The sequence below is a fragment of the Sodalis sp. (in: enterobacteria) genome (assembly GCF_047607725.1).
Lineage (GTDB): Bacteria > Pseudomonadota > Gammaproteobacteria > Enterobacterales > Enterobacteriaceae > JBLKSS01.
Genome location: NZ_JBLKSS010000121.1, coordinates 26,026 through 45,232, shown reverse-complemented (window position 1 = coordinate 45,232; position 19,207 = coordinate 26,026). Strand labels below are relative to the sequence as shown.

Annotated in this window: 25 protein-coding genes and 1 pseudogene; 4 read left to right on the top strand and 22 right to left on the bottom strand. The window is 52.7% G+C overall.

Features of this window, described 5'->3' with window-relative positions; all coding sequences use genetic code 11:
* The 4 genes and pseudogenes from ACMX3H_RS10680 to ACMX3H_RS10665 form a co-directional block, all read left to right on the top strand.
* On the top strand, positions 1–711 hold a 711-nt coding region (locus ACMX3H_RS10680), incomplete at its 5' end, for a Bro-N domain-containing protein (protein ID WP_415210814.1).
* A 146-nt stretch (positions 712–857) separates the two neighbouring features.
* The gene (locus tag ACMX3H_RS10675) at positions 858–1,901 is read left to right on the top strand and encodes a P63C domain-containing protein (RefSeq protein ID WP_415210813.1); all 1,044 of its coding nucleotides are present in this window, start codon (positions 858–860) and stop codon (positions 1,899–1,901) included.
* 559 nt (positions 1,902–2,460) lie between these two features.
* Positions 2,461–3,412: pseudogene (locus ACMX3H_RS10670) on the top strand (Rpn family recombination-promoting nuclease/putative transposase).
* A gap of 88 nt (positions 3,413–3,500) precedes the next feature.
* Complete coding sequence (locus ACMX3H_RS10665) at positions 3,501–5,159, top strand: acid phosphatase (RefSeq protein WP_415210812.1); 1,659 nt, start codon at positions 3,501–3,503, stop codon at positions 5,157–5,159.
* On the opposite strand, the gene ACMX3H_RS10660 is transcribed toward ACMX3H_RS10665, so the two are convergent.
* The 22 genes from ACMX3H_RS10660 to ACMX3H_RS10555 all read right to left on the bottom strand — a co-directional run bounded on the left by ACMX3H_RS10660 (position 5,134) and on the right by ACMX3H_RS10555 (position 19,206).
* On the bottom strand, positions 5,134–5,364 hold the full coding sequence (locus ACMX3H_RS10660) for a hypothetical protein (RefSeq protein WP_415210811.1): 231 nt from the start codon (positions 5,362–5,364) through the stop codon (positions 5,134–5,136). The genes ACMX3H_RS10665 and ACMX3H_RS10660 overlap by 26 nt on opposite strands.
* Complete coding sequence (locus ACMX3H_RS10655; RefSeq protein WP_415210810.1) at positions 5,361–5,597, bottom strand: hypothetical protein; 237 nt, start codon at positions 5,595–5,597, stop codon at positions 5,361–5,363. The genes ACMX3H_RS10660 and ACMX3H_RS10655 overlap by 4 nt, the downstream gene beginning before the upstream one ends.
* Positions 5,598–5,757: 160 nt before the next feature.
* The gene (locus ACMX3H_RS10650; protein WP_415210809.1) at positions 5,758–6,750 is read right to left on the bottom strand and encodes a phage tail protein; all 993 of its coding nucleotides are present in this window, start codon (positions 6,748–6,750) and stop codon (positions 5,758–5,760) included.
* A gap of 38 nt (positions 6,751–6,788) precedes the next feature.
* Entirely contained in the window at positions 6,789–7,427 is a 639-nt protein-coding gene (locus tag ACMX3H_RS10645; protein ID WP_415210808.1) for a DUF2612 domain-containing protein, read from the bottom strand.
* Positions 7,424–8,662, bottom strand: coding sequence for a baseplate J/gp47 family protein (locus tag ACMX3H_RS10640; protein WP_415210807.1), 1,239 nt, complete (start codon positions 8,660–8,662; stop codon positions 7,424–7,426). The genes ACMX3H_RS10645 and ACMX3H_RS10640 overlap by 4 nt, the downstream gene beginning before the upstream one ends.
* Positions 8,659–9,018: a hypothetical protein gene (locus tag ACMX3H_RS10635; RefSeq protein WP_415210806.1), complete on the bottom strand. Its 360-nt coding sequence runs from the start codon at positions 9,016–9,018 to the stop codon at positions 8,659–8,661. Before ACMX3H_RS10635 ends, ACMX3H_RS10640 begins: the two co-directional genes overlap by 4 nt.
* 2 nt (positions 9,019–9,020) lie before the next feature.
* Complete coding sequence (locus ACMX3H_RS10630) at positions 9,021–9,707, bottom strand: phage baseplate protein (RefSeq protein WP_415210805.1); 687 nt, start codon at positions 9,705–9,707, stop codon at positions 9,021–9,023.
* Positions 9,670–10,551 carry a baseplate hub protein gene (locus ACMX3H_RS10625; RefSeq protein ID WP_415210804.1) on the bottom strand — a complete coding sequence of 294 codons (882 nt, stop codon included), beginning with the start codon at positions 10,549–10,551 and terminating at the stop codon, positions 9,670–9,672. The genes ACMX3H_RS10630 and ACMX3H_RS10625 overlap by 38 nt, the downstream gene beginning before the upstream one ends.
* Positions 10,544–10,849, bottom strand: a complete 306-nt coding sequence (locus tag ACMX3H_RS10620; RefSeq protein WP_011410623.1) for a phage baseplate plug family protein — start codon at positions 10,847–10,849, stop codon at positions 10,544–10,546. The genes ACMX3H_RS10625 and ACMX3H_RS10620 overlap by 8 nt, the downstream gene beginning before the upstream one ends.
* Positions 10,849–11,655 carry a hypothetical protein gene (locus tag ACMX3H_RS10615; RefSeq protein ID WP_415210803.1) on the bottom strand — a complete coding sequence of 269 codons (807 nt, stop codon included), beginning with the start codon at positions 11,653–11,655 and terminating at the stop codon, positions 10,849–10,851. Before ACMX3H_RS10615 ends, ACMX3H_RS10620 begins: the two co-directional genes overlap by 1 nt.
* A 10-nt stretch (positions 11,656–11,665) precedes the next feature.
* Entirely contained in the window at positions 11,666–13,138 is a 1,473-nt protein-coding gene (locus ACMX3H_RS10610; protein ID WP_415210802.1) for a hypothetical protein, read from the bottom strand.
* Positions 13,139–13,187: 49 nt separating this feature from the next.
* The gene (locus tag ACMX3H_RS10605) at positions 13,188–13,514 is read right to left on the bottom strand and encodes a hypothetical protein (protein ID WP_415210801.1); all 327 of its coding nucleotides are present in this window, start codon (positions 13,512–13,514) and stop codon (positions 13,188–13,190) included.
* Positions 13,501–13,626 carry a hypothetical protein gene (locus ACMX3H_RS10600; protein ID WP_415210800.1) on the bottom strand — a complete coding sequence of 42 codons (126 nt, stop codon included), beginning with the start codon at positions 13,624–13,626 and terminating at the stop codon, positions 13,501–13,503. Before ACMX3H_RS10600 ends, ACMX3H_RS10605 begins: the two co-directional genes overlap by 14 nt.
* An 86-nt stretch (positions 13,627–13,712) precedes the next feature.
* A complete protein-coding gene (locus tag ACMX3H_RS10595; protein WP_415210799.1) occupies positions 13,713–14,135 on the bottom strand; it encodes a hypothetical protein in 423 nt (140 codons plus the stop codon).
* Positions 14,135–14,569 carry a phage tail fiber protein gene (locus ACMX3H_RS10590; protein WP_011410620.1) on the bottom strand — a complete coding sequence of 145 codons (435 nt, stop codon included), beginning with the start codon at positions 14,567–14,569 and terminating at the stop codon, positions 14,135–14,137. Before ACMX3H_RS10590 ends, ACMX3H_RS10595 begins: the two co-directional genes overlap by 1 nt.
* Positions 14,570–14,578: 9 nt before the next feature.
* Positions 14,579–16,060, bottom strand: coding sequence for a DUF3383 family protein (locus tag ACMX3H_RS10585; protein WP_415210798.1), 1,482 nt, complete (start codon positions 16,058–16,060; stop codon positions 14,579–14,581).
* Positions 16,057–16,590, bottom strand: a complete 534-nt coding sequence (locus ACMX3H_RS10580; RefSeq protein WP_415210797.1) for an LIC_12616 family protein — start codon at positions 16,588–16,590, stop codon at positions 16,057–16,059. Before ACMX3H_RS10580 ends, ACMX3H_RS10585 begins: the two co-directional genes overlap by 4 nt.
* Positions 16,562–16,951 (bottom strand): hypothetical protein, encoded by a 390-nt coding sequence (locus ACMX3H_RS10575; RefSeq protein ID WP_011410618.1) that lies wholly within the window; start codon positions 16,949–16,951, stop codon positions 16,562–16,564. The genes ACMX3H_RS10580 and ACMX3H_RS10575 overlap by 29 nt, the downstream gene beginning before the upstream one ends.
* Positions 16,938–17,393, bottom strand: a complete 456-nt coding sequence (locus tag ACMX3H_RS10570; RefSeq protein WP_415210796.1) for a hypothetical protein — start codon at positions 17,391–17,393, stop codon at positions 16,938–16,940. Before ACMX3H_RS10570 ends, ACMX3H_RS10575 begins: the two co-directional genes overlap by 14 nt.
* Positions 17,390–17,812 (bottom strand): DUF4054 domain-containing protein, encoded by a 423-nt coding sequence (locus tag ACMX3H_RS10565; protein ID WP_415210795.1) that lies wholly within the window; start codon positions 17,810–17,812, stop codon positions 17,390–17,392. Before ACMX3H_RS10565 ends, ACMX3H_RS10570 begins: the two co-directional genes overlap by 4 nt.
* On the bottom strand, positions 17,813–18,172 hold the full coding sequence (locus ACMX3H_RS10560) for a hypothetical protein (RefSeq protein ID WP_415210794.1): 360 nt from the start codon (positions 18,170–18,172) through the stop codon (positions 17,813–17,815). It abuts the gene before it with no gap.
* Between the two features lie 2 nt (positions 18,173–18,174).
* Positions 18,175–19,206: a hypothetical protein gene (locus ACMX3H_RS10555; protein WP_415210793.1), complete on the bottom strand. Its 1,032-nt coding sequence runs from the start codon at positions 19,204–19,206 to the stop codon at positions 18,175–18,177.
* Between the last annotated feature and the right edge of the window lies 1 nt (position 19,207).

Below are 19,207 nucleotides of genomic sequence, written 5' to 3'. Positions count from 1 at the left end.
GAGCTTTGGTTCGTTGCTACAGATGTGTGCTCAGCACTAAAAATAGCCAATGTCACGGATGCTTTATACAAGCTGGATTTTGATGAAAAGACGACTTTAGGTTTAACCGATAGTCAGGCAGGAATGGGCGCTCAGAGCATTTGCCTAATATCCGAATCCGGCATGTTCACCTTGGTACTACGCTGCCGCGACGCAGTGAAGCAAGGCACTCTGCCCCATCGCTTTCGCAAGTGGGTAACGAGTGAGGTGCTTCCATCAATCCGCAAGACCGGCAAATACGAACATCCCGTTTACAAGCCAGAATCCCACGAACTCTTCACCGCTAGCGATACCTCCAACCTCGCCCGCCTGATTTGGCACATGAGCCATAACTTCCGCTTCAAGCAGGCATGGAGTAACGGCATTTGGTACGCCCAGCGCGAAGTCACAGGACTTCCCTCACCCCAGCCGATGGAAGTCCGTCACATCCCGCATATCGCCCGAGAATGCGAACGCATATGGGCTGTTATAGAACGCCTGCAATCTGCTATGGTAGAGGCCGAGAGGCGAACCATTCGTCAACTGGTGCGCAAGCGGGAGAATGTAGATAGCGTGATGGGTGAAATCGATAGCTTGCTTCTTGAAGCCAGCCAGAGCAACACCTTCATGCTCACCGATACCCTGACTCGCTGGCATAAGTCCGAGCTCGGCCAGTTCGCGCAGAGGCACTGACAACAACCCCGGCTCGTTGAGGGCCGGGGAAGGTGGCTTTCTTAAAATATCTACACAGCTGCAAGCATAAAAATTATAAACGTACTTGCTAAACTCAAATAGGGCAGTTACCATGCAAGCATGTTTTTTAAAAATGGTGCTTGCTTGTGGTAACAGAAAAGAAAGAATGCATGGGGAGAGCTAAAGGTGGGGTAGCCCGTGCAGAGTCCCTAACACAGGAACAACGTACTGAGATTGCAAAAAAAGCAGCGGCAGCAAGATGGGAAACTGACGATGGCGTAGAGGTTGCTAAGAAAGCTGGCAACATAACAATAGGTGATATGACCATACAGTGTGCCGTTCTGGAAGATGGATCGCGAGTGCTTTCAGAAAGAGCTATAACCAAGGCATTTGGCGGTAAGCGAGGTGGATCACACTGGAAGAGAATGAAAAATAATCCAGATTGCGCCTATTTACCTGTTTTTCTTTCAGCAAAAAACATTAAACCATTCATTAATAACGAATTATTGGAAGGTCTTGCCCGGCGCCGACTTTTCAAAAGCAACAAAGGGGCCTCACCAGCATACGGTATTGAGGCGTCTTTGCTGCCAAAGATTTGCAACGTTTATCTCAAAATGAGAGATAATGGCAATACTCTTCTACCTTCTCAAATACCGATTTCAGTTCAGGCTGATATTGTGATGAGAGGTCTTGCAGAGGTGGGCATTGTTGCCCTTGTCGATGAGGCTACAGGTCATATAGACGAAAAGCGTCAAGACGAATACCGCACCTTATTCCAGGATTTTATCAGAGAACAGGTCAAAGAATACTCAAAAGAATTTCCGAAACAATTTACGGATGGTTTCTATCGCCTCTACGGATTGACGCAGAAGACCCCAGTGCGTCACCCTCAGTTCTTCGGAAAATTTACCCGAAAATATATATACGAGCCGTTAGCGTTAAGTAAAGGCGCTGTTTTGGATATGCTTGATGAGCAGAACCCTGTTGTATATGCCAATGGCAAGCGGAGATATAAGATGTTCCAGTTCCTAACAGAGAACGTAGGTATGCCTATATTTAGGGCACACTTATGGCAGGTGGTAGGCATACTATCAAGCTCAAGGAACAAAACAGAATTCGACAGAGCCTTTAAACGAGCGTTTCCGCGCACAGGAACTCAAATGCACGGCCTGAGTGATGAAGAAAATTAATTCACCATTTTTCATAGTCAACCTCAGCAAAATTCGTTTATAATTCACGCACGACCTCCTTGACCGTAGTATCGATACCAAAACCAGACATGAAAAAGCCCCGCACTGCTTGTAACAGTCGGGGCTTACGTTTTTCAGGCACAAAAAAACCGCTCTCAGCGGGCAGGATGTTAAGGAGATAAGCATTGAGTGAATCAACATTGACCAGAGAATTCCTGCAGGAAATAGTGGAACTATGCAGGAATGCAAATTACAAGCCATTCGACACAATTCACGCAGAAAACCGGGGACGAGTCTGTACTAGTGAAAATGTCGAAAATATGGCTCTTGCGCTAGTGAAAAGCGCTAATCAAGTGGACGAATTGACAATGTGGGTTAAGCGATTAGCCCACTCACTTAGAAATGCAAGACCAGACAGCAAGTTACATTCCCGTGCTATGGAATATTTGAGCAGAAATGGATTGATTCGTGTTGATGATATTTTGCGTTGACTGCTCCCCGCCCTGAAGGCCGGGGATTTCGATGGCATACCGCAACCTGAGCAAGGTATACTCCACCGATGACAAAATCCTCACTATCCCAACACGACGCCCTGTTCAAAAAGTTTCTCGGCGATATCGCCGTCGCTCGGGGACTTTCTGGAAATTCATCTGCCGCCACATCTGCGGGAGCGGTGCACTTTCAGCACTCTGGCGATGGAATCGGGCAGCTTCATCGAAGACGACCTTAAGAACCAATGCTCGGACATGCTATATTCAATGAAGACCACGACGGGCCATGATGGTTACGTCTACTGCCTTGTCGAGCACCAGAGCCGACCGGAAAAGCTGATGGCGTTTCGCCTGATGCGGTATGCCGTCGCCGCGATGCAGCGGCACCTTGAGCAAGGTAATGACTCTTTGCCGGTGGTGATTCCGTTGCTGTTCTACCACGGCACCACGTCGCCGTATCCGTACAGCACCCAATGGCTGGATTGCTTTGCTGACCCTGAACAGGCAGAATCAGTCTACAGGCAAGCATTCCCGCTGGTTGATATCACTGCTATGCCGGATGATGAAATACTGTCTCATCGGCGGGTAGCTCTGCTAGAGTTAGTGCAGAAGCACATCCGAACTCGGGACATGTTAGAACTAGCCGCTGATATCGCTCGGTTGCTGAATCTATGGGCGATACCGAAAGAGCAGTTCCGTAGCCTGATGTACTATATTGCAGAACGCGGAAATACTTCGGATGAGGCGCAATTCCTACAGCATATCGCCACCAAAGCAACAGACTACCGGGAGGACATCATGACCATTGCAGAGCAGCTTGAAGCTAAGGGCATCCAGAAGGGCATCCAACTCGGGCGTCAAGAAGGCATCCAGCTTGGCGAGCAGAAAGGCATAGAAAAAGGTGAAAAGCTTGCCTCGCTCAAGATCGCCCAACATATGCTCAACAGTGGCCTAACTCGGAGTGCGGTGAAACAGTTTACCGGTCTCTCCGACCTTGAGCTGGATGATTTGTTGAGTTAGTAGATTCTCTAGCATTAATTTTTACTATCGATATCTGTCTTGCTAAAGGTTGCGCTCTCACTCTATTTAGAGATAGGAAAAAATAAAATTGAAGAAGAGAATAACGTTATTAACACTACTGATAAGTAACTTAAGCTTTGCCAACACTTATCTGTCTAGCGAACAAATTCCTAATAGCCTTTATATCTTACCACCTCCACCAAAAGAAAAAAGCGCAGCGTTCAATGCAGATAAAAGTGTGTATGTTCGCCCAGAAATCGCATCAAAAAAATCAGATTGGAATGAGGCCATAGAAATCACTGATTCGAATAACATTGATGAATTATTTTCAGATGCAGTAGGCTTCAAGATAACTGAGGAAAACACACCTAAGACAGTGGAGCTATTACGTTCTGTTGTTGCCTTGATTAATAGCCAGGTGGTAAAAAACACAAAACAGTACTACAACAGACAGCGGCCTTTCGTATACTTTAACACTCATTCATGCACACCAGAAAAAGAAAATTCTCTTAAAAAAAATGGTGATTATCCATCTGGTCACTCTGCTACTGGTTGGGCACTTGCCTTGATACTATCTGAAATATATCCAGAAAGAAAAGAGGAAATACTAAAACGAGGATATAAAATCGGTGAATATGGAATTATTTGTGGTGTCCACTGGAAGAGCAGTGTAGATGCTGGACGTCTTATTGCCTCTTCAGTAGTATCCGCTCTGCATTCTAGCCATGAATTTAATCAAGATTTTGAAAAGTCAAAAAATGAAATAAGAAAAAAAATATCAGAGAATTTATGGATAAATACTGTTTATGCGCCAACATACATGGTTAATATCGATAATAAATGGTTTCTAGTTGATTGCTGGCATAGTAGAATCCTGTGGAATGATAAATTAGATGAAAACTTATCGAACTGGAAAACAATGGAGAACAAATTTTCATCTCATACTCTGGCATATGATGGGAGAAAATATTGGGCAACTGAAGATACTGAACATGGTAGAATAGTATTCTACACTTTTGAAGGGAAGGATTTCAAAGAAGTCACATCTATAGATAACTTAGGAAGGCGTACTCATAGAACAATTTTTGACAAAGAACGTAATCAATTTATGTTATTGTCGGCAACAACCGGAGATTTTTGGCGTATATCGATAAAGGATGACAAAGCAAAGATAGATTCACATGTAAAGCTTCCATATTCGCTTTCTGCTAATGATAATCATTTTGAAATAAGATCATTTACGATTCATGATGTGTTCATATACTATGTTTCATCAAAATCAACACCAGAAATCCTTGTTACAAAAAACAACAAAGAATTGACAGAAGTAAAAAGAATACCGGTCTCTCAAGATTTTCAAAACATGCAAGAAATTTACTTTTTCCCTGATGGGAAAGTGTTTATTTCCTCAGATTACAAAAAAGTAGCAATACTTGAAAAAATAGAGGACATAAAATCAGCAGAAAATATGTATAATGCATTTGAGTTTGTCGCATCACCATACTTTATTTCATCCTACAAAAACAATTATATTATACCTGAAATAGATTACAAAACAGAGGAAAATAATAGTTATGGACTTAATGGCGTAGGATTATGGCAATACAAAAATTGCAAGCTTAAAAAGATAAAAGAACTCATAAGATTTACCAGCGAAAATATAGAAAATAAAAACAAAAAGTCTGAGATAAAGTTTCAAGTCTACCTAATCGACAAAGGGGTCAGTGACCCCTTTCAACAACACTAATTTTATTTATTTTTGTAAAGCTTTTATCATCATAAAAAATACCACTTTTTTTATCATAAAACATTCCTGGCTGACAAAAGATAGTATCGTCATAGCGGATGGTGTAATAGCCTTTGCGTTGATAATCATCGCTGGCGACAATAATATTTTCAACTCGATTGCTACCCTCTGGTATCAAAGCATACGAGCCTGTATCTTTCATCATGAATATTCCTCTAAAATAATGAAACCATCTCCACCTTTCCCGGCAGCATACTGGGTATCATCATTAACGTATGACCCTATAGCTCCACCTCCTCCCGGAAAAGATCCATCATCACCTTTTAATGAAACGTGTGGTAAAGCGTTATAACCTCCAAAAGATGCCCCGCCAACACCATTACTTAATATATCTGATGTATAAGTGCCACCTTGTCCGGCTTGCCCTCCGACCATCATTACGTTTCCACCTGAGGGCTCGCCGCCTTTGGCTAAACCTTGCCCAACTATACCGCCTGCGCCGCCGCCACAGGTGACCTGCGTACCAAAAGACGACCTACCGCCATTGCCGCCATCCTGTGAAACGCCGGCGGGCGCGGCGGCGCCGCCAGTACCCACTTCAATGCTCACGGACGAAAGCGACGTTGCATCCAGTAACGCTTCGGCATAGGCTCCGGCCCGCGCCGGACACCGAACCCCGATTTTGTTTGGACATGCCCGCACCGCCTCCGCCTGCGCCCCAGCATTTCACGCGGACTTTCCGTGTCCCCGGTATGGGGGTATAGGTGCCGCTGTGGGTGAAGGACTGGATATTCAGCAGACGGCCACCGCTGAGAGTATCAGCTATCGCCTTAACAGCTTTTGGTGTCGCAGTCAGCGTCTCGCTGTCTGTGGCGCTGCTGAGTTGGGTAATGCCCGCAACTGTTGTGCTTGCATTTACGATACGCTGCACAAGGCCACTGCCGTCGCCAACAATCTCTCTCGACTCACCCTTGGGCACCACAACGCCCACCCCCGCTTTCGTACGACAAATCAGCGAGCCACTGCCCGTACATTGATTCACCCCCGTCCAGCTCTTTTGCCACGCGGGGAAGATAACCGCTACATTGGCCTTCAGGTCGCCAGAGAGCACGATACGCGCTTTAGCTGCCTGCAATGCAGTCAGCGTTACATCCGCTTTTGACAACCCGGATAGCGTGGCAATACCGTAGTTTTCTGCCGGTACCCAGCCTGTAAGCCGGCCGTCTGTCACCTCGGGATTATCCAGATTGTTATCGACGGTGTTCAGCCAGAAGCCGCTGTTCTCCGCGTTCGGAATTTTCGCACCGGCGGGGTAACCGCCGATGGCTTTGGCAAACGCCGCATCAAACGGGTAGCCCGCCCCGGCATTGGCCCAGCGCCCCATCGCCGAGAGCTCATTGAGGATACCGTTAAAGTCCTTGCCGCTGGGCGGAATGCCACCTGAGACTTTGGGCACCATCGTTTCAGGCGGAAAGCCCAGACTCAACGAGGCCTCACCGCTGCCGGTTTTGGTGTCCTGCGGGATATCACGCTTGTTGCCGTTCTGCCCGAACGGTATCGCGTGTTTGGTGGGGGTATGGCTGGATTTCATGTAAACTCCCATAAAAAAACCTGCATGTCGCAGGTCATTCAGTAAAATGTGCCCTCATCCATCGGATAGGTGTCTGCCGCAAAGCCCAGATTGGGCGTCGGCGCAATGATAAATCTCACCTCTACCCCGCTCGGGACCGGCATCACTGCCAGCGTTTTCAGTATCGCCAGGTCAGACGGCGTCGGCGGAAACTCGAACACAATGTTCATGGTCATATCCCGCCCGTCGGTGCAGTACACCTTGCCCCGGTCAGTAAACAGAATGCGCAAAAAGCGGTTAATCGACGGGATGGTGGCATCGGTAATATTGCTAAAGGCTTTTGCCCGTATCAGCTTGCGGTAGGCGTCATCGGTTAATCTGACCACCGATGAGGGTTGTAGCCCGGCGTAAAACGGTGACACATCGAACGGCTGCGGGTAACCGTCAATGGTGGTAATTTCAGCCTCGTCAAAGCCCAGATAATCCGGGGTATCTTCCACCGTCAGATAGCGCGACACGCCGACAATTTTTCCCCAGATATCCAGACCATAGGTTTGTGCCGTCTCGATGTCCCATACCGCCGTTAAAAAGGTGTCGGTAAAGCGCTCGAGACTGACGGCCTGCTCAAAGGTGGCTATCACAGCATTTAATGCCGGTGATGCCGCATACTGCGCCTGTATCGTCTTCAGGTAGTTCATGCCGTCACCACCTGAATAGCCGTCTCTGACGTCACCGGCACCTGGTCAATGCCCAGCGTCACCCCCGACGACCAGTGCTGAGCGTCCAGCGATAACTCTATCACTGCAATATTCAGCCTGACCGGGTCAACCGCCGCCACACCGGCATAAAACCGCCCGGCAGGGATAAGCGCCCCGATGGTCGCGGCGGCGTTGATATCGTCCTGCCCGGTAAAGGTCTTGATAATCGCCTGCTGGATACGACTATCGGTATCGGCGGGCAGCTCTGTGCGCTGATTTTGCAGCGTCACCCGAAAAGACACCGTGGTGGGCTTTGCCGTCTGCCACTGCAAGGCGTATTCGGGATATGGTGGGCTGTAGCCCTCGGTATGCTGAACGGTGTAATGCGTATCGCCGTTCATCTCACAACCGGGTGCCTTGTTGTTGAAAATAGCCTGGGCAATATCGGCCTGTGCACCGCCATAAACACCAATGTAGACCGAATGCGGGGCCACGGAAAATCCCGTCGCACCCCTTGTCACGGCCTCGCTCTTGCGATTTGACCAGACATAGGCGTCGGTCACGCCGGGCACCGCCAAGAGCGCCGCCTGAAGAGACACATCCAGATTGCGTGCATTCGCGGCGACAGAACGACGCCGGCGCGCTTCAAACGCCGTACGGCCTTCGACCTCATTGCCCAACACGCCCGCGGCGTGATTCGTGATGGCCGACCAACCCGGTACTGCCCGGTAAATCTGGATTAACTCCCCGGCACCACAGGGGATCGGCCCCTGGGTCGTATTCTGAAACAGCACCTCAGCGCTGCCGCTCGCGGGCAGGGTGGCAGCATTGACCGCAACATACTGATAGCCGCGCGTATCTTGCGCCAGACTGCCCGCGGGAATGACCGCCCCCACCGCGCCACTACAGGTCGCCGTCACCAGGGTGCCCCGTCCGGCAATGCGCGTCAGAAAATAAAGCCGCCCGATGCCATCCTGAAAACGCCCGGCGGCATAATCCGGGTTAATCTGGTTAAACAGGCACAGCAGCCGGTCATACACCTCGGCAATGATTTCCGCTTCGCTGCTGGCTATCTGCCCCTGTGGTGTAGTCAGTTCGCGACTCATGCCACCGCCCAGCGCAGCATCAAAATCCGCCAGGCGACCCGCCAGCACATCGGCAATATCGGGAATAGCCAGACCCGCTGAGGTGAGCGTGACGCCCGGTACCGCAGTCGTTAAGGTTTTCTCGTTCATAAAGACACCTGGCTGCTTTCTCCATGCGTATCGACCACCGCGATAACGCCGCTGGCCCCGCGCTTATCACGATGGGCTATTACTGTGGCTCTGGCCAGCGCCCCGTAGGGCAGTCTCATCGCCTGTTGTTCAAGCTGCGCCTGGATAAAGGTGGTCGTGGTGGGCTTACCCAGTATTTCACTCATCCACGGTATGCCAAGCTTGTCATTGAACCACACCTCGCCTAAAAACGTTTTACAGGCGCTCGCCACGTCCTGTGCCACTGCGGCCGCCTCGGACACCGTGGCAAGATGACCGGCCCCGTCCAGCGTGATATCCCACGTCTGTGAATTCAATTTCAGTGATTGTGTTAGCATGCTTACTCCGTCGGAATATCGGGCGGTGCAGACGTGACGCGACTGCTGCCGCTCTCCACACCCTGTACGTCGTGCCGGTGGGCATTAAAATGGTCGCGCAAGTCTTTGAGCGACACGCTATTACTGCCGGCATGGTCAACGATATCCCCCGTGAAGGCCGCGAGCGGCGTATCAATGGTCACCCCTTCCGGGGCCTTGAGGGTGGCATGGTGGCAAGAAACATTGACCGGATTGGGGGTAACGATATTGATCGCGTTTTTCGCCAGCTCCAGATATTGCGTTGGAAAGGCATTCAGCAGACCGCCCAGATAAACACCGTCCGTGCGCGAGTGGCGACGCTGGCTACCCGCCAACGCCCCCCTGCGGTTGGCGACAACCAGGCTGATATCCCGGTCACAGACGGCAAACAGCCCGATATCCCCCGGCTCCGGGTTCATGATGATAGCACTCCCGCCACATTGCCAGCGCAGGAAACGGACACCGTAGACCGTGCCGTGCGTTATCGGTTTGCCCTCGGGATCGGCGCGGTTAACCAGCGGGGTCACATCGACAGTTTGTGCCGCCGGATCACAGGCATTGACGCACGCCAGCTCAATAAACACCTTGCCGGACAGCATTTTTTCAATCATAAATTCAATACTGCCCGCATCGCTATTGCTGTATTCCGCGCTGATATACGGCGTTGTCATCGGTGACACTCTCCTTGGTTGCCTGGCAGACCGTTTGCCACACCCCGCCTTCGCTCCAGGTGGTCAGCACATGATCGGCGGCAAAAATAATGTAGTTGCCTGTGGCATTCGGTAATTCAGTCTCAAGATAAACCGCCCTGCCCACACTCAGCATCGGGGAGTAGACGGTATTAAACAGGATCCCGCGGGGGGTAAAGACCGGGTAACCAATCAGGCCATGTGCCGGGCTGATGTGCGGACGCAGGCCATCACGTTGTTTTACCCAGGCATGAAACGTATTCTGCTCATCCACAAAGGCGCTGAGGCGGTAATCGAGACAGATATGGATCAGTTGCTCAAAGGGGCTGCCCTCGTAATAGGGATTATTGGCCACACCGGACACATCGTGCAGATCCACCCCCATACCGGCGGCACGGGCGATGGCGCTCAGCATACGGGTCAGTTTCACTGCGTCCTGATGGGTAAAGGGGGCCGCCGCCCGCTGTCTTGCCGCCAGCGCGGCCACCGCATAGAGGTGAAGGGCCGGCTCTGGAGCGGCATTCATATCCGCCCACGCCGACACAATGCCTCCCTGAAAAATCTGCCCGTCTTTATGATAAAGGCCGATCCGCAGCGTGTCCGGTGAGCCAGTATAGATACCTTGCCCCTTGCTGGAGAGCATCGACAAGAGTGTTAGCGACAACCCGCGCAGGGTGATCTCGGCGGTAAAACCCTGTATTCCGGTACAGGCGCGCATGATCACCTGCGCCTTGACGTTGCTCAGGGTAATTTCATCGGTATTGTGGTTATCGAAAGCCCCCTGAGTCAGCGTAAAACGCACACTTAATGTTTTATGCTCATACATTCAGTTCATCCGCCGTCAGATAAAAAAGCCGGAAGCGATCGCCCAGCTGTGACCAAACCGGATCCTCCGTCCCTTCCCGGTCTGAAAAAAACAGGTCACCGGCAAAGCCCAGATAACCATATCGCACCAGACGGCTCATATTCAGGCAGGGGATCCCCTGAAGCAACGGCTTGCCCTCTACCGTCAAATCCAGATAAAGGCCGTTGGGCATTTGAAACAGGCGGATAAGGCAGGATTGCCCCGCCAGCCCCACAGTAAACTGCTGGGCCTTCAGGGGGCTAAGTGACATCTCCAGCATCAGAAAAGTCCTTGCGCGATAGCGTGAATATCTTGACGAAGGGCGTTACCGGTGGCGCTACCGACCGCCTGCGGCGATTGCCCGACTGTCTTGAGTGCGCTGGTAAAGCCCGGCGCGGGAACAGGCTGCCCGCTGCGTGCCTGTGATGTCCGTACCGCTTTCACTGTATCCAAACTCACACTGCGGGTATTACCGGGTACCGATTCAGTGACCGCACTGGCACTCTTCGCCGTGGCATTGGCGGCAGGGCGGTTACGCGTCGCCGGGGAGGACAGCACGACCTCGGTCGCCTGTATCACTTCCTGAAAAAATAGATCCACGACCAGCAAGGTGACGCCGTTTCTTGCCGTCACGCTGTAGTCCTTGCCCACCAGATCATAGCTGACAAACGTTTCTTTCGGTGTTTCAATATCGTACAGATCGGTATTGGCGATCATGTCGTCGATGGCCGCCAGGATATCTCTTTGGCTGGTCAGCGTCAGGTTAGCCAGATTTGGTATTGAGCAGGCATATCCGGTAAAGCCGTTAATCGCCACCCTGACTGTCAGCTTGCCGGGCGACTGGATCTTGTTGAAGGCACCGTACTGGCCTTGGGCCACGGGTGCAGTAAGAATGCTTGCCCCTTTGGTGGGCTGCAGCGCCACGACGCCATCAAACCTTAATGCGTTTTCTGACGTCTTATGCTTTAGAATACGGTAAGACGCCCCGACGATACTGTTGATGATACTGAGTGGACTGCCACCGCCCAAGGCATTGAACAGGGTGGCGGCATTGATATTCAGTATATTGCGATTAACGAACGCCATAGGGCCCCCTTTACGGCATGACGCCGCTGATATACGGCGCGGTCAGCTGCGATTGGCGCGCCTTTTGCTGTATCTGCTCGAGCAGCACATCAGCCTGTGCCGTGTTCGTCGTCACATTCACGTTCTGAATATGATTTTCCGTTACGGTATGGCTGACACGCTGGCTATGATTGACCGTCTGCGCCTGTTGGAGAGCGCGTTGCTGCTGCGGGTAGTACGCTGCCATCTGCGGATTGTCGGTACGACTGTCTGCTACCGCCTTGGCAAGGGTCAATGCGTCATAAGGGTTAGTGCCGTTTTCATGCCGAATAATGGCCGACACCAGTTTTTGCATCACGGCGTTATCATTAAGGTCAAGTCGCGTATGCGCCTCAACACCCAGCGCCTTGGAGACCTGCGTAATATAGGCGGCGGTATTATTTTCACCGGCCGGTGCCCACGTAGAGATAATATCGTTAACGGTGCGCAATGGCCGCCCGGTGGTTTGTCCGCTGTAATAGCGCATCAACTGTCCCGATAGCGCCTTGATCCCCGTGTAGGGTGTCTCGAAGATGGCATAGCGCCCATCACTCCCCGTCGCCCCCTGCTGCCCCCTAAACTCAATGTTGCCGGGATTGTTGTTGCGGATCCCCCTCGATAGGCGAGCAGACTGTGCATGCTGTTCAACCTGAGCGCTGTTTACCGCCAGATTGTGACGCTTCAGCCGTGCAAGCTCACGCATCTCTTCGCTTTGTGTGGCGATCCCGCCATAATGTCGTCCGTCTTTTAATGCCTTGAGTCGCTCCCACACCTCCACGCCCGATGCGGTGGTCACATACGCGCCGGTTGCCGTGAGGGCCGCTCCGAGGGCCCCTGCCCTGCCAGCCGCTCCCGCCGCGCCACCCGTCAATAATCCTTTTGCTTTGACCGCTACCCAGGCTGCTAGCAGCAGCTTCATGGCATTTTCCGCACCGCCGACCGCCGCCGTAAAGTTCTGGATGCCTGCCGCCCCTGATTTGAAAAAGGCCGCAATATCATCGCCATGATCGGCAACATATTTAATCAGGTCTTTCAGTATGGGCATCAGCGCTTCGGCTATCGGGATAATGGCGTCGTACGCCTGCAGGCTTAAAATACCCATCTGTTGCTTCAGATCTTCGAGCTGGGCATTGACCCGTTGTGCCTGGGCAATCAGCGTGGGGGTCAAACGTGAATTGCGGGTAAATGTGCTGGCGTTACGGTCAAATGTCTGGTCGTTAATGCTGCGTTGCAAGCCCGCGTCGAGTCCGAGCCGGTTAGCGTATTGCAGACGCAGATCGGCGTTTTTGAGCGATCGCAATGCCTGGCCAACACGCGCGAAGGCCTCATCGGGCGATGTCGCACCGATAATGTCTACCCCGGTGACGCCCTGTAGCTGTGATAACGCCAGCGTATAGTCATTGACATCCGTAATACCGGCACGTAGCCATGCCTGTGAATCGCGCAGGTTTTTTAGCTGCGTCATCAATGCGCCGGTACTGCTGCCGGCGGCTTCTGCGGCACGAGACAGCCCATCAAGGCGTTGTGCCGGGATAGCCAGATAAGGCAGACTGATTTCCCAGCTGGGTCAGGGTGCGCGACATGCCGCCCAGCAGGCCCGTTATGCCGCCAAGCGTCAGGGAAGCGCCAAAGAAACCCAACGCCGCCTTGGATAGCGCAGAAAAGGCGTTGACCCCCTCCCGCCCACTGGCGGCCACCTTTTTACTGAGCACACTGACCTGTTTTCCACTGTGTACCAAGTGTTTATCCAGATCATCCAGGGCAATGACGATTTTCTTTTTGTTGTTAAGAAAATCGCGGGCGTCTACCCGGTAGACATAGACATACTCATCGACGTCCATGGTTGACCTCGCTGTAATGCTGCCAGGCAGCGTGGTTATGGCTTTCCACCGCTATCATTTCCAAAAAATCCCACAGATCTTTCACGCTGTAATCCCGCTGCAGCTCAATCAAGCGCGCTTTACCTGAACGCACCACGGCAGCGATATGCGGGGAGATATTGCGGGTCGTGACCAGTGACGAGGGACTGCCGCCGTCTCTCAGGCAGGGGTAGTCGATTCGGCGGCGACGGTTAAAAAATCGAAATTGAGCCTGAAAACGTTATCTTTAAGCGCGCGCAGGGTAGAAATCTCCTCAAAATCATTATCAGGATCTAGCGCCCGCTCTATCACCTTGCCCTCATGCTCAATCCGTATTTTCACCGTGGACAACAGTCGCTGGCTGATAAGCCTGGCCGCCTCACGATCTGCATTGGCAAGGGCCGCCAGGCCGACTGTCGCCAACCCCGCCGTGCCCATCTGCACCACCTCGGGCGGAATGCTGTAAAAACGTGACTGGCCCATGACTCTGAACATCTCTTCAGCCAAATCTTCGCCCGCCACGGCGGACATTTCGGTGATGATAAACACCTTGCCCGCATCACGGTTTTGCTCTTTCACGACATACTCATGTGTTTTTCGCATTACAGGGCACTCCGGGTCACCGACTCAAAATGAAAAACGGCCTGGCGCGCGCCAAGAATACGTTGCCCTACTGGGGCTGGGGGCCAGGAATACAGCACCCCGTTAACGAAGCTGTATTTGGCTTCCAGGGCCGGTATGGACAAGATGGCATTACAGGCGAAGATCGTGATAGCGGCGCGCTGGGCGGCATACCAGTTATCAAACCGCGTCGCGGCTGACGAGGTCGGCGTCAAGCTGAGCGTCAACTCGGTCGGATTGAAGACAAAACCGGCGTGGTACTTGCCGTCCGCGGACATCAGATCTTCAGCCATTTCAAGCGCGGCGGTTTCAAACATGCTGTCAGCGGCGTAATCGTCTACATCGAAGCCCCCTGGGTAAAACTCGGGCACCACAATGCGCAGTGCGCTATTGGCACTGGTAATATTCGTAAGCATGAATTATCCTTACATAACGTCGAGAGAGGCGAGGCGGATATGCTGGATAAGGCTACCGTCAGTATAGAAAAAGACTGCCCCGGTTAATTTGCGCTCGGTGCGGTTCGTGGCACTCTGTGGCGGGATAGCCAGGTACCATCCCTCAGCATAAAGCGTGTTACTAATCTCTTTACCGACGGCATTATTCACCTGCTGGCGCTGTGAGGCGTCCAGCGTGATCCCGGTGCGGATCGCACCAAAGTTCAGGGCTTTTTGCGCCACATCAATCACACAGGCCCGCAAGGCGGTATACCCCTTTTCATTAAAGGGAAACGATTGGTTCTGTGTGAAAACAGTGGCGAAAGCCCCGAGCAGGTTGGCGTTGATCCACACCTGGCACAGAAAGGTATCGAGCCATTTAAACGCACCACTGATGGCCCCGTCTGAGGCATAGTGATAGACGATATTGTTCGCCCCGAACGTACCGTAATAGGTGTAACCGTTTGACGCCAGCGCATCGGCGAGGGTGCCATCGGTGACATTCGCAGGTAGACCCGAGAACGCGCGGAATTTATAGGAGACGCGGCCATTGGTGGCGTCAAAATTCAGTGAGCCCGCATACGCCAGCGCCGTCATGGCATAGCGGTAATCGCCGTACATCATGGCAACGTTTTGATAGCCGTTCACCGTCATTATCTGATGCGCCAGACAGTCGGGGTTATTGGCTATCGTTCCCGCCGAAGTATTATCCCAGGCGATATAGCCAAAACGGTAGTTCTGCTGCGTCGCCCAGGCAGCAAACGCCAGGCTTTGTGCTGTGGTCGGCGCAAACAGCGTAGTAAACAATACCCAGTTCTGATGCGCTCGAGTCAAGGTATCCATCGTGTCGGCAACCACTGAGGGGGCAGCGCCCTGAGACAACGCTGCACCGCTGTCAGCGGTCAATTTCAGTGCCGCGGCAGCACTCCCCGATGCAAAGATTATCGTGCTGTCTGCGCCCGCTTTTACACTGCTGACGCGAAAACGCTGCTGGACCGATAACCATTTGACTGACACCTTGTTGCCTATCGCCGTTTCAAGGGCGGCGGCGGCCGCATCATAGCTGGTCACTGCACTCAGATTGATATCACTGCTGGTCACGGATTGGCCGTCAACCGTCAGCTTGAGCTTACCGCTCACCGCTTGCAATGCCGTCACGGGCTGGCCCTTGAAACTGCCCGAGACCAACCAGGCCGACGCACCGGCCTCGTCAGTCACAAAGCGGCCTATCAGTAGCGTACTCGCCCGTGTTGTGGCGTTGTCGTAACCGTTAAAATAGAGTCCGGCTGCCGTGTATTCGTCCGACGCCGCGCCAAAATAGTCACCCACGGCGGCCTGCGTGGAAAACGCCTGTACGCTACCGGTTGGGGCTAGGTCATTGCCGGTCAGCAACAAGCCCGTCATATCCAGCGCCGTGCCTGCCGCACTGATGACGCCCGGGGTAATAGAAAAATCGCGTTGTAAGGGGATCATGCTAAAGTCTCTTGGTCTGCCTGATAAGGCGATACCGCCGCCCAGTCAAAAAACGCCTGCGGAATGATAATGTCAATCTGGGTCTGCATCGTCAGGGTGACGATGTAGCGCTCAAGGTACTGGTGTGCATCGGTATTAAACACATTCTGATGAACGTCACTGGCATACAATGGCGTTATGGCCGGATGAAGGGCATGGATAGCGTCCACGGCGTACCCATCACGAAACAGCGTCTCCAGCATCACCGCGTTTTCAGCAGCATGACGGCCGTAAAGGTCAATTTGAACATCAAGGGTGCGTAGCACGTGTTTCGTCACCGTGCTGCTGTCGGTATTACCGGTATCCTGGTTCGTCGCCCAGGTGGTCCCTAGCCGCTTGAAGAACAACGGCGTCATGATAGCGACATCGCCATGGGGCATGGGGACCCGGTTAACCTGTGACGACCAGACTTCACCGATCCCGATGTTGCCGACCAGAAATGCCTGAAGCACATCAAGGATATCATCCAGCGTTAAGGTCACTTGCATCATCCTGCCTCCTGACCAGGAGCCGGCACCAGTCCGGCCACAGCTCTATTGCCTGTTCAACCAGCCAGGTCTCGCCATTGACAAGAAACAGATCGCCGCCTATTTGCTCACGGCGTACTGCCCCATAAAAATTGCCGTCAACGTAAATGGACTTCACTATCCCCTGAAGATTCAGGCCGTCAACATGCTGCAGATCGTCGGATGATAATGGCTGAAACTGGATAGAGACGCGCTGATCTGGCTGGTATTGGGGTTTCTGCCTGGCACCGGGTGATGCCGTCCACCCGGACGCGCGACGTACGCGCGCCTCAATAAACGGATTGACGCGGCCAATCGCCCGGCTGGCCAGCTTATGCAGGTTCATCCTCGCCTCCTACCCAGTGCGTGACGCTGTTTAACATCACACGTGTATCAACCAGAGGATCATCGTTAAGGTTTTTGGGCGGCGCTTGTCGCGTGCGTCTCCGGTAAAGGGTCTTCTGTGCCAATGGTGGGGATGACAGCGCCAGAATTGAGGCCTGCACATCCGCAACCGCCTGCTCGCCCACCAGATTTAATGCTGTATCGGTGTCTACGCCGGCACGTAACGCCCGAGTACAGGTACGCACCCAGTCCGCCTGATGTTCAGCGATGGCAATACGAAAAAAAGGGCGTGGAGGCTGCCTTTTCTCCGGTCGTCCTACCTCATTCGTATAAGCCACCACCGGCACCGACGTGCCATCAGGGTAGGTTGCGCCTGAGGCAAAGCCCACTTTCAGTCTGCGTGACTGAAGCTGCTTCTCCTGCGCGTCAAGAAGGGCTTTCATCTTACGCAACGTGCCCCTCCTGTTTCGCCGGGGAAATAGGCAAACAGCCGGTAGGGTTTGGTCAGCTGCCAGAAGAGTTGCCCATATTCGCTCTGCATATACCAGACGGCGTCAAAGGGCAGTCCAGCGCCAATATCAAAAGAGACGCTGACGCTGCCTTCGCTGGCGCTGCCGATACGTCCCACAGCCCCCTCACCACCATGACCGTCCGCGTCACCATAGCGGCCATAGGCTAGGTGGGCCAGCAGCAAATACGGCAGGCGCTCGCGTTTATCGAGGTTTGATTCGAGCGAAAAATCGCTGTTATCAAACCCCATACAGGCCAGCTCAAAAAGGTGTTCCAGGGCATCATTGGTAACGTTGCCAAAGCGCGGATACCACGCCCGAAATCGGGGGATATCAAGCGTGACCGCCGCCATTTACACGCGCTCCGTGACGACAGCACCTTTACCATCGCCGTCTTTCGGCCCCACCTGCTCCATGCCGGTTTTTACCCCTTTGCGTTCACGGGTGGTGTCATGAATGGCGTTTTCGGACTTGATTTGAAAAATCAATCCCTTCTGGACATAAGGCGCGTCGGCGTAAAGCCCCAAAAATGTGTCGAACCACTCGCCATCGACATCACGGGTAATACCACAGCCATTCACACCGAAGGGCGTAAACACCCCCTCTTCAGATTTAATGCCGCGACTGGCACCGCTAAAGGTCACGCGGACGCCATCAACCGTGATGCTAAGACCGTGTGGCAGGCGGCATCCCACAATGATTTTTTGTGCCATGATTAAATCCCCAACATTTGAGCAAACAGCATCGGCTGTGTAATGACGGTACCAAAGGTTCCGGCGGACACTTTCTGCTCCCAGCTTGACGGCTGGGTGATAACCGGATGCGCGCGGTATTTTTCCGAGAAGGCCACATAGCATGACGGCTGGCCACCCCATTCCGACAGGAACATCTGCATCAGTTCACCGGCATCGGTACTGAACTGCGGCGCGGTTTCAATCACCAGATTCGGGAAGGCTTTCTTAATCATGTCTTCCAGCGAGGTGTTGAAGCTTTCATTAGCGCTTTTCAGGTAGACGGACGCCTGGTTAGAAAGCACCAGTTTTAACGGCGAGGCCATATCTACCCCATCTCCGACGGCACCGTGAGTGCGACCGACCAGATCGCCGTACAGCGCCAGAATATCGTTGTAGCGCTCCTGGATGGTTTTATCTTTCCACTGCGTTTTCTTACTGGCATTCGCCACGGGAGTAATCGGCGTGGGCAGGGACGGATCATTCAGCGCCCCGTGGTTCACGCCTGAAACGCCGTAGAAAGCGAACTTGTTGCGCACGATATTCAATGTGTTGGCAATGGCATTCTGCTTTTCAGCCACATAATTGACCAGTGCCAAACCGTAACGCTTCACTTCCAGATCGCCATAGGTGATCATGCTCTGGTAACGATACTGGCGGATATTCTCCCATTGGATATTGACCTGGTTCGCGCCGTTATTATTGTAATCGCCATAAGACACGGTCTCGCCTGAGTATTCCGAGCGGCCAATCAGATGGTAATCCAGCTCCCAGGCCCCCAGCTTGCGTTCCCCGTAAATTTCAGCCGCGCGCGTTGGTGCGAAAATGGTTTTCAGTATGGTCGGATCAATGCCGCCGGCAACGATAGCAGGAATACCGCCGTTGGTGACGGTAGAAGGCAACGGCTGCGCGTCATTGGCCAGATAGAGGCGACTGACGGACGCCGGCAGTGTCACACCACCGGCCTTGGCGCGGTTCATCACCGCATGAAAATCCTGTTGAGTAAGTCCTGACATG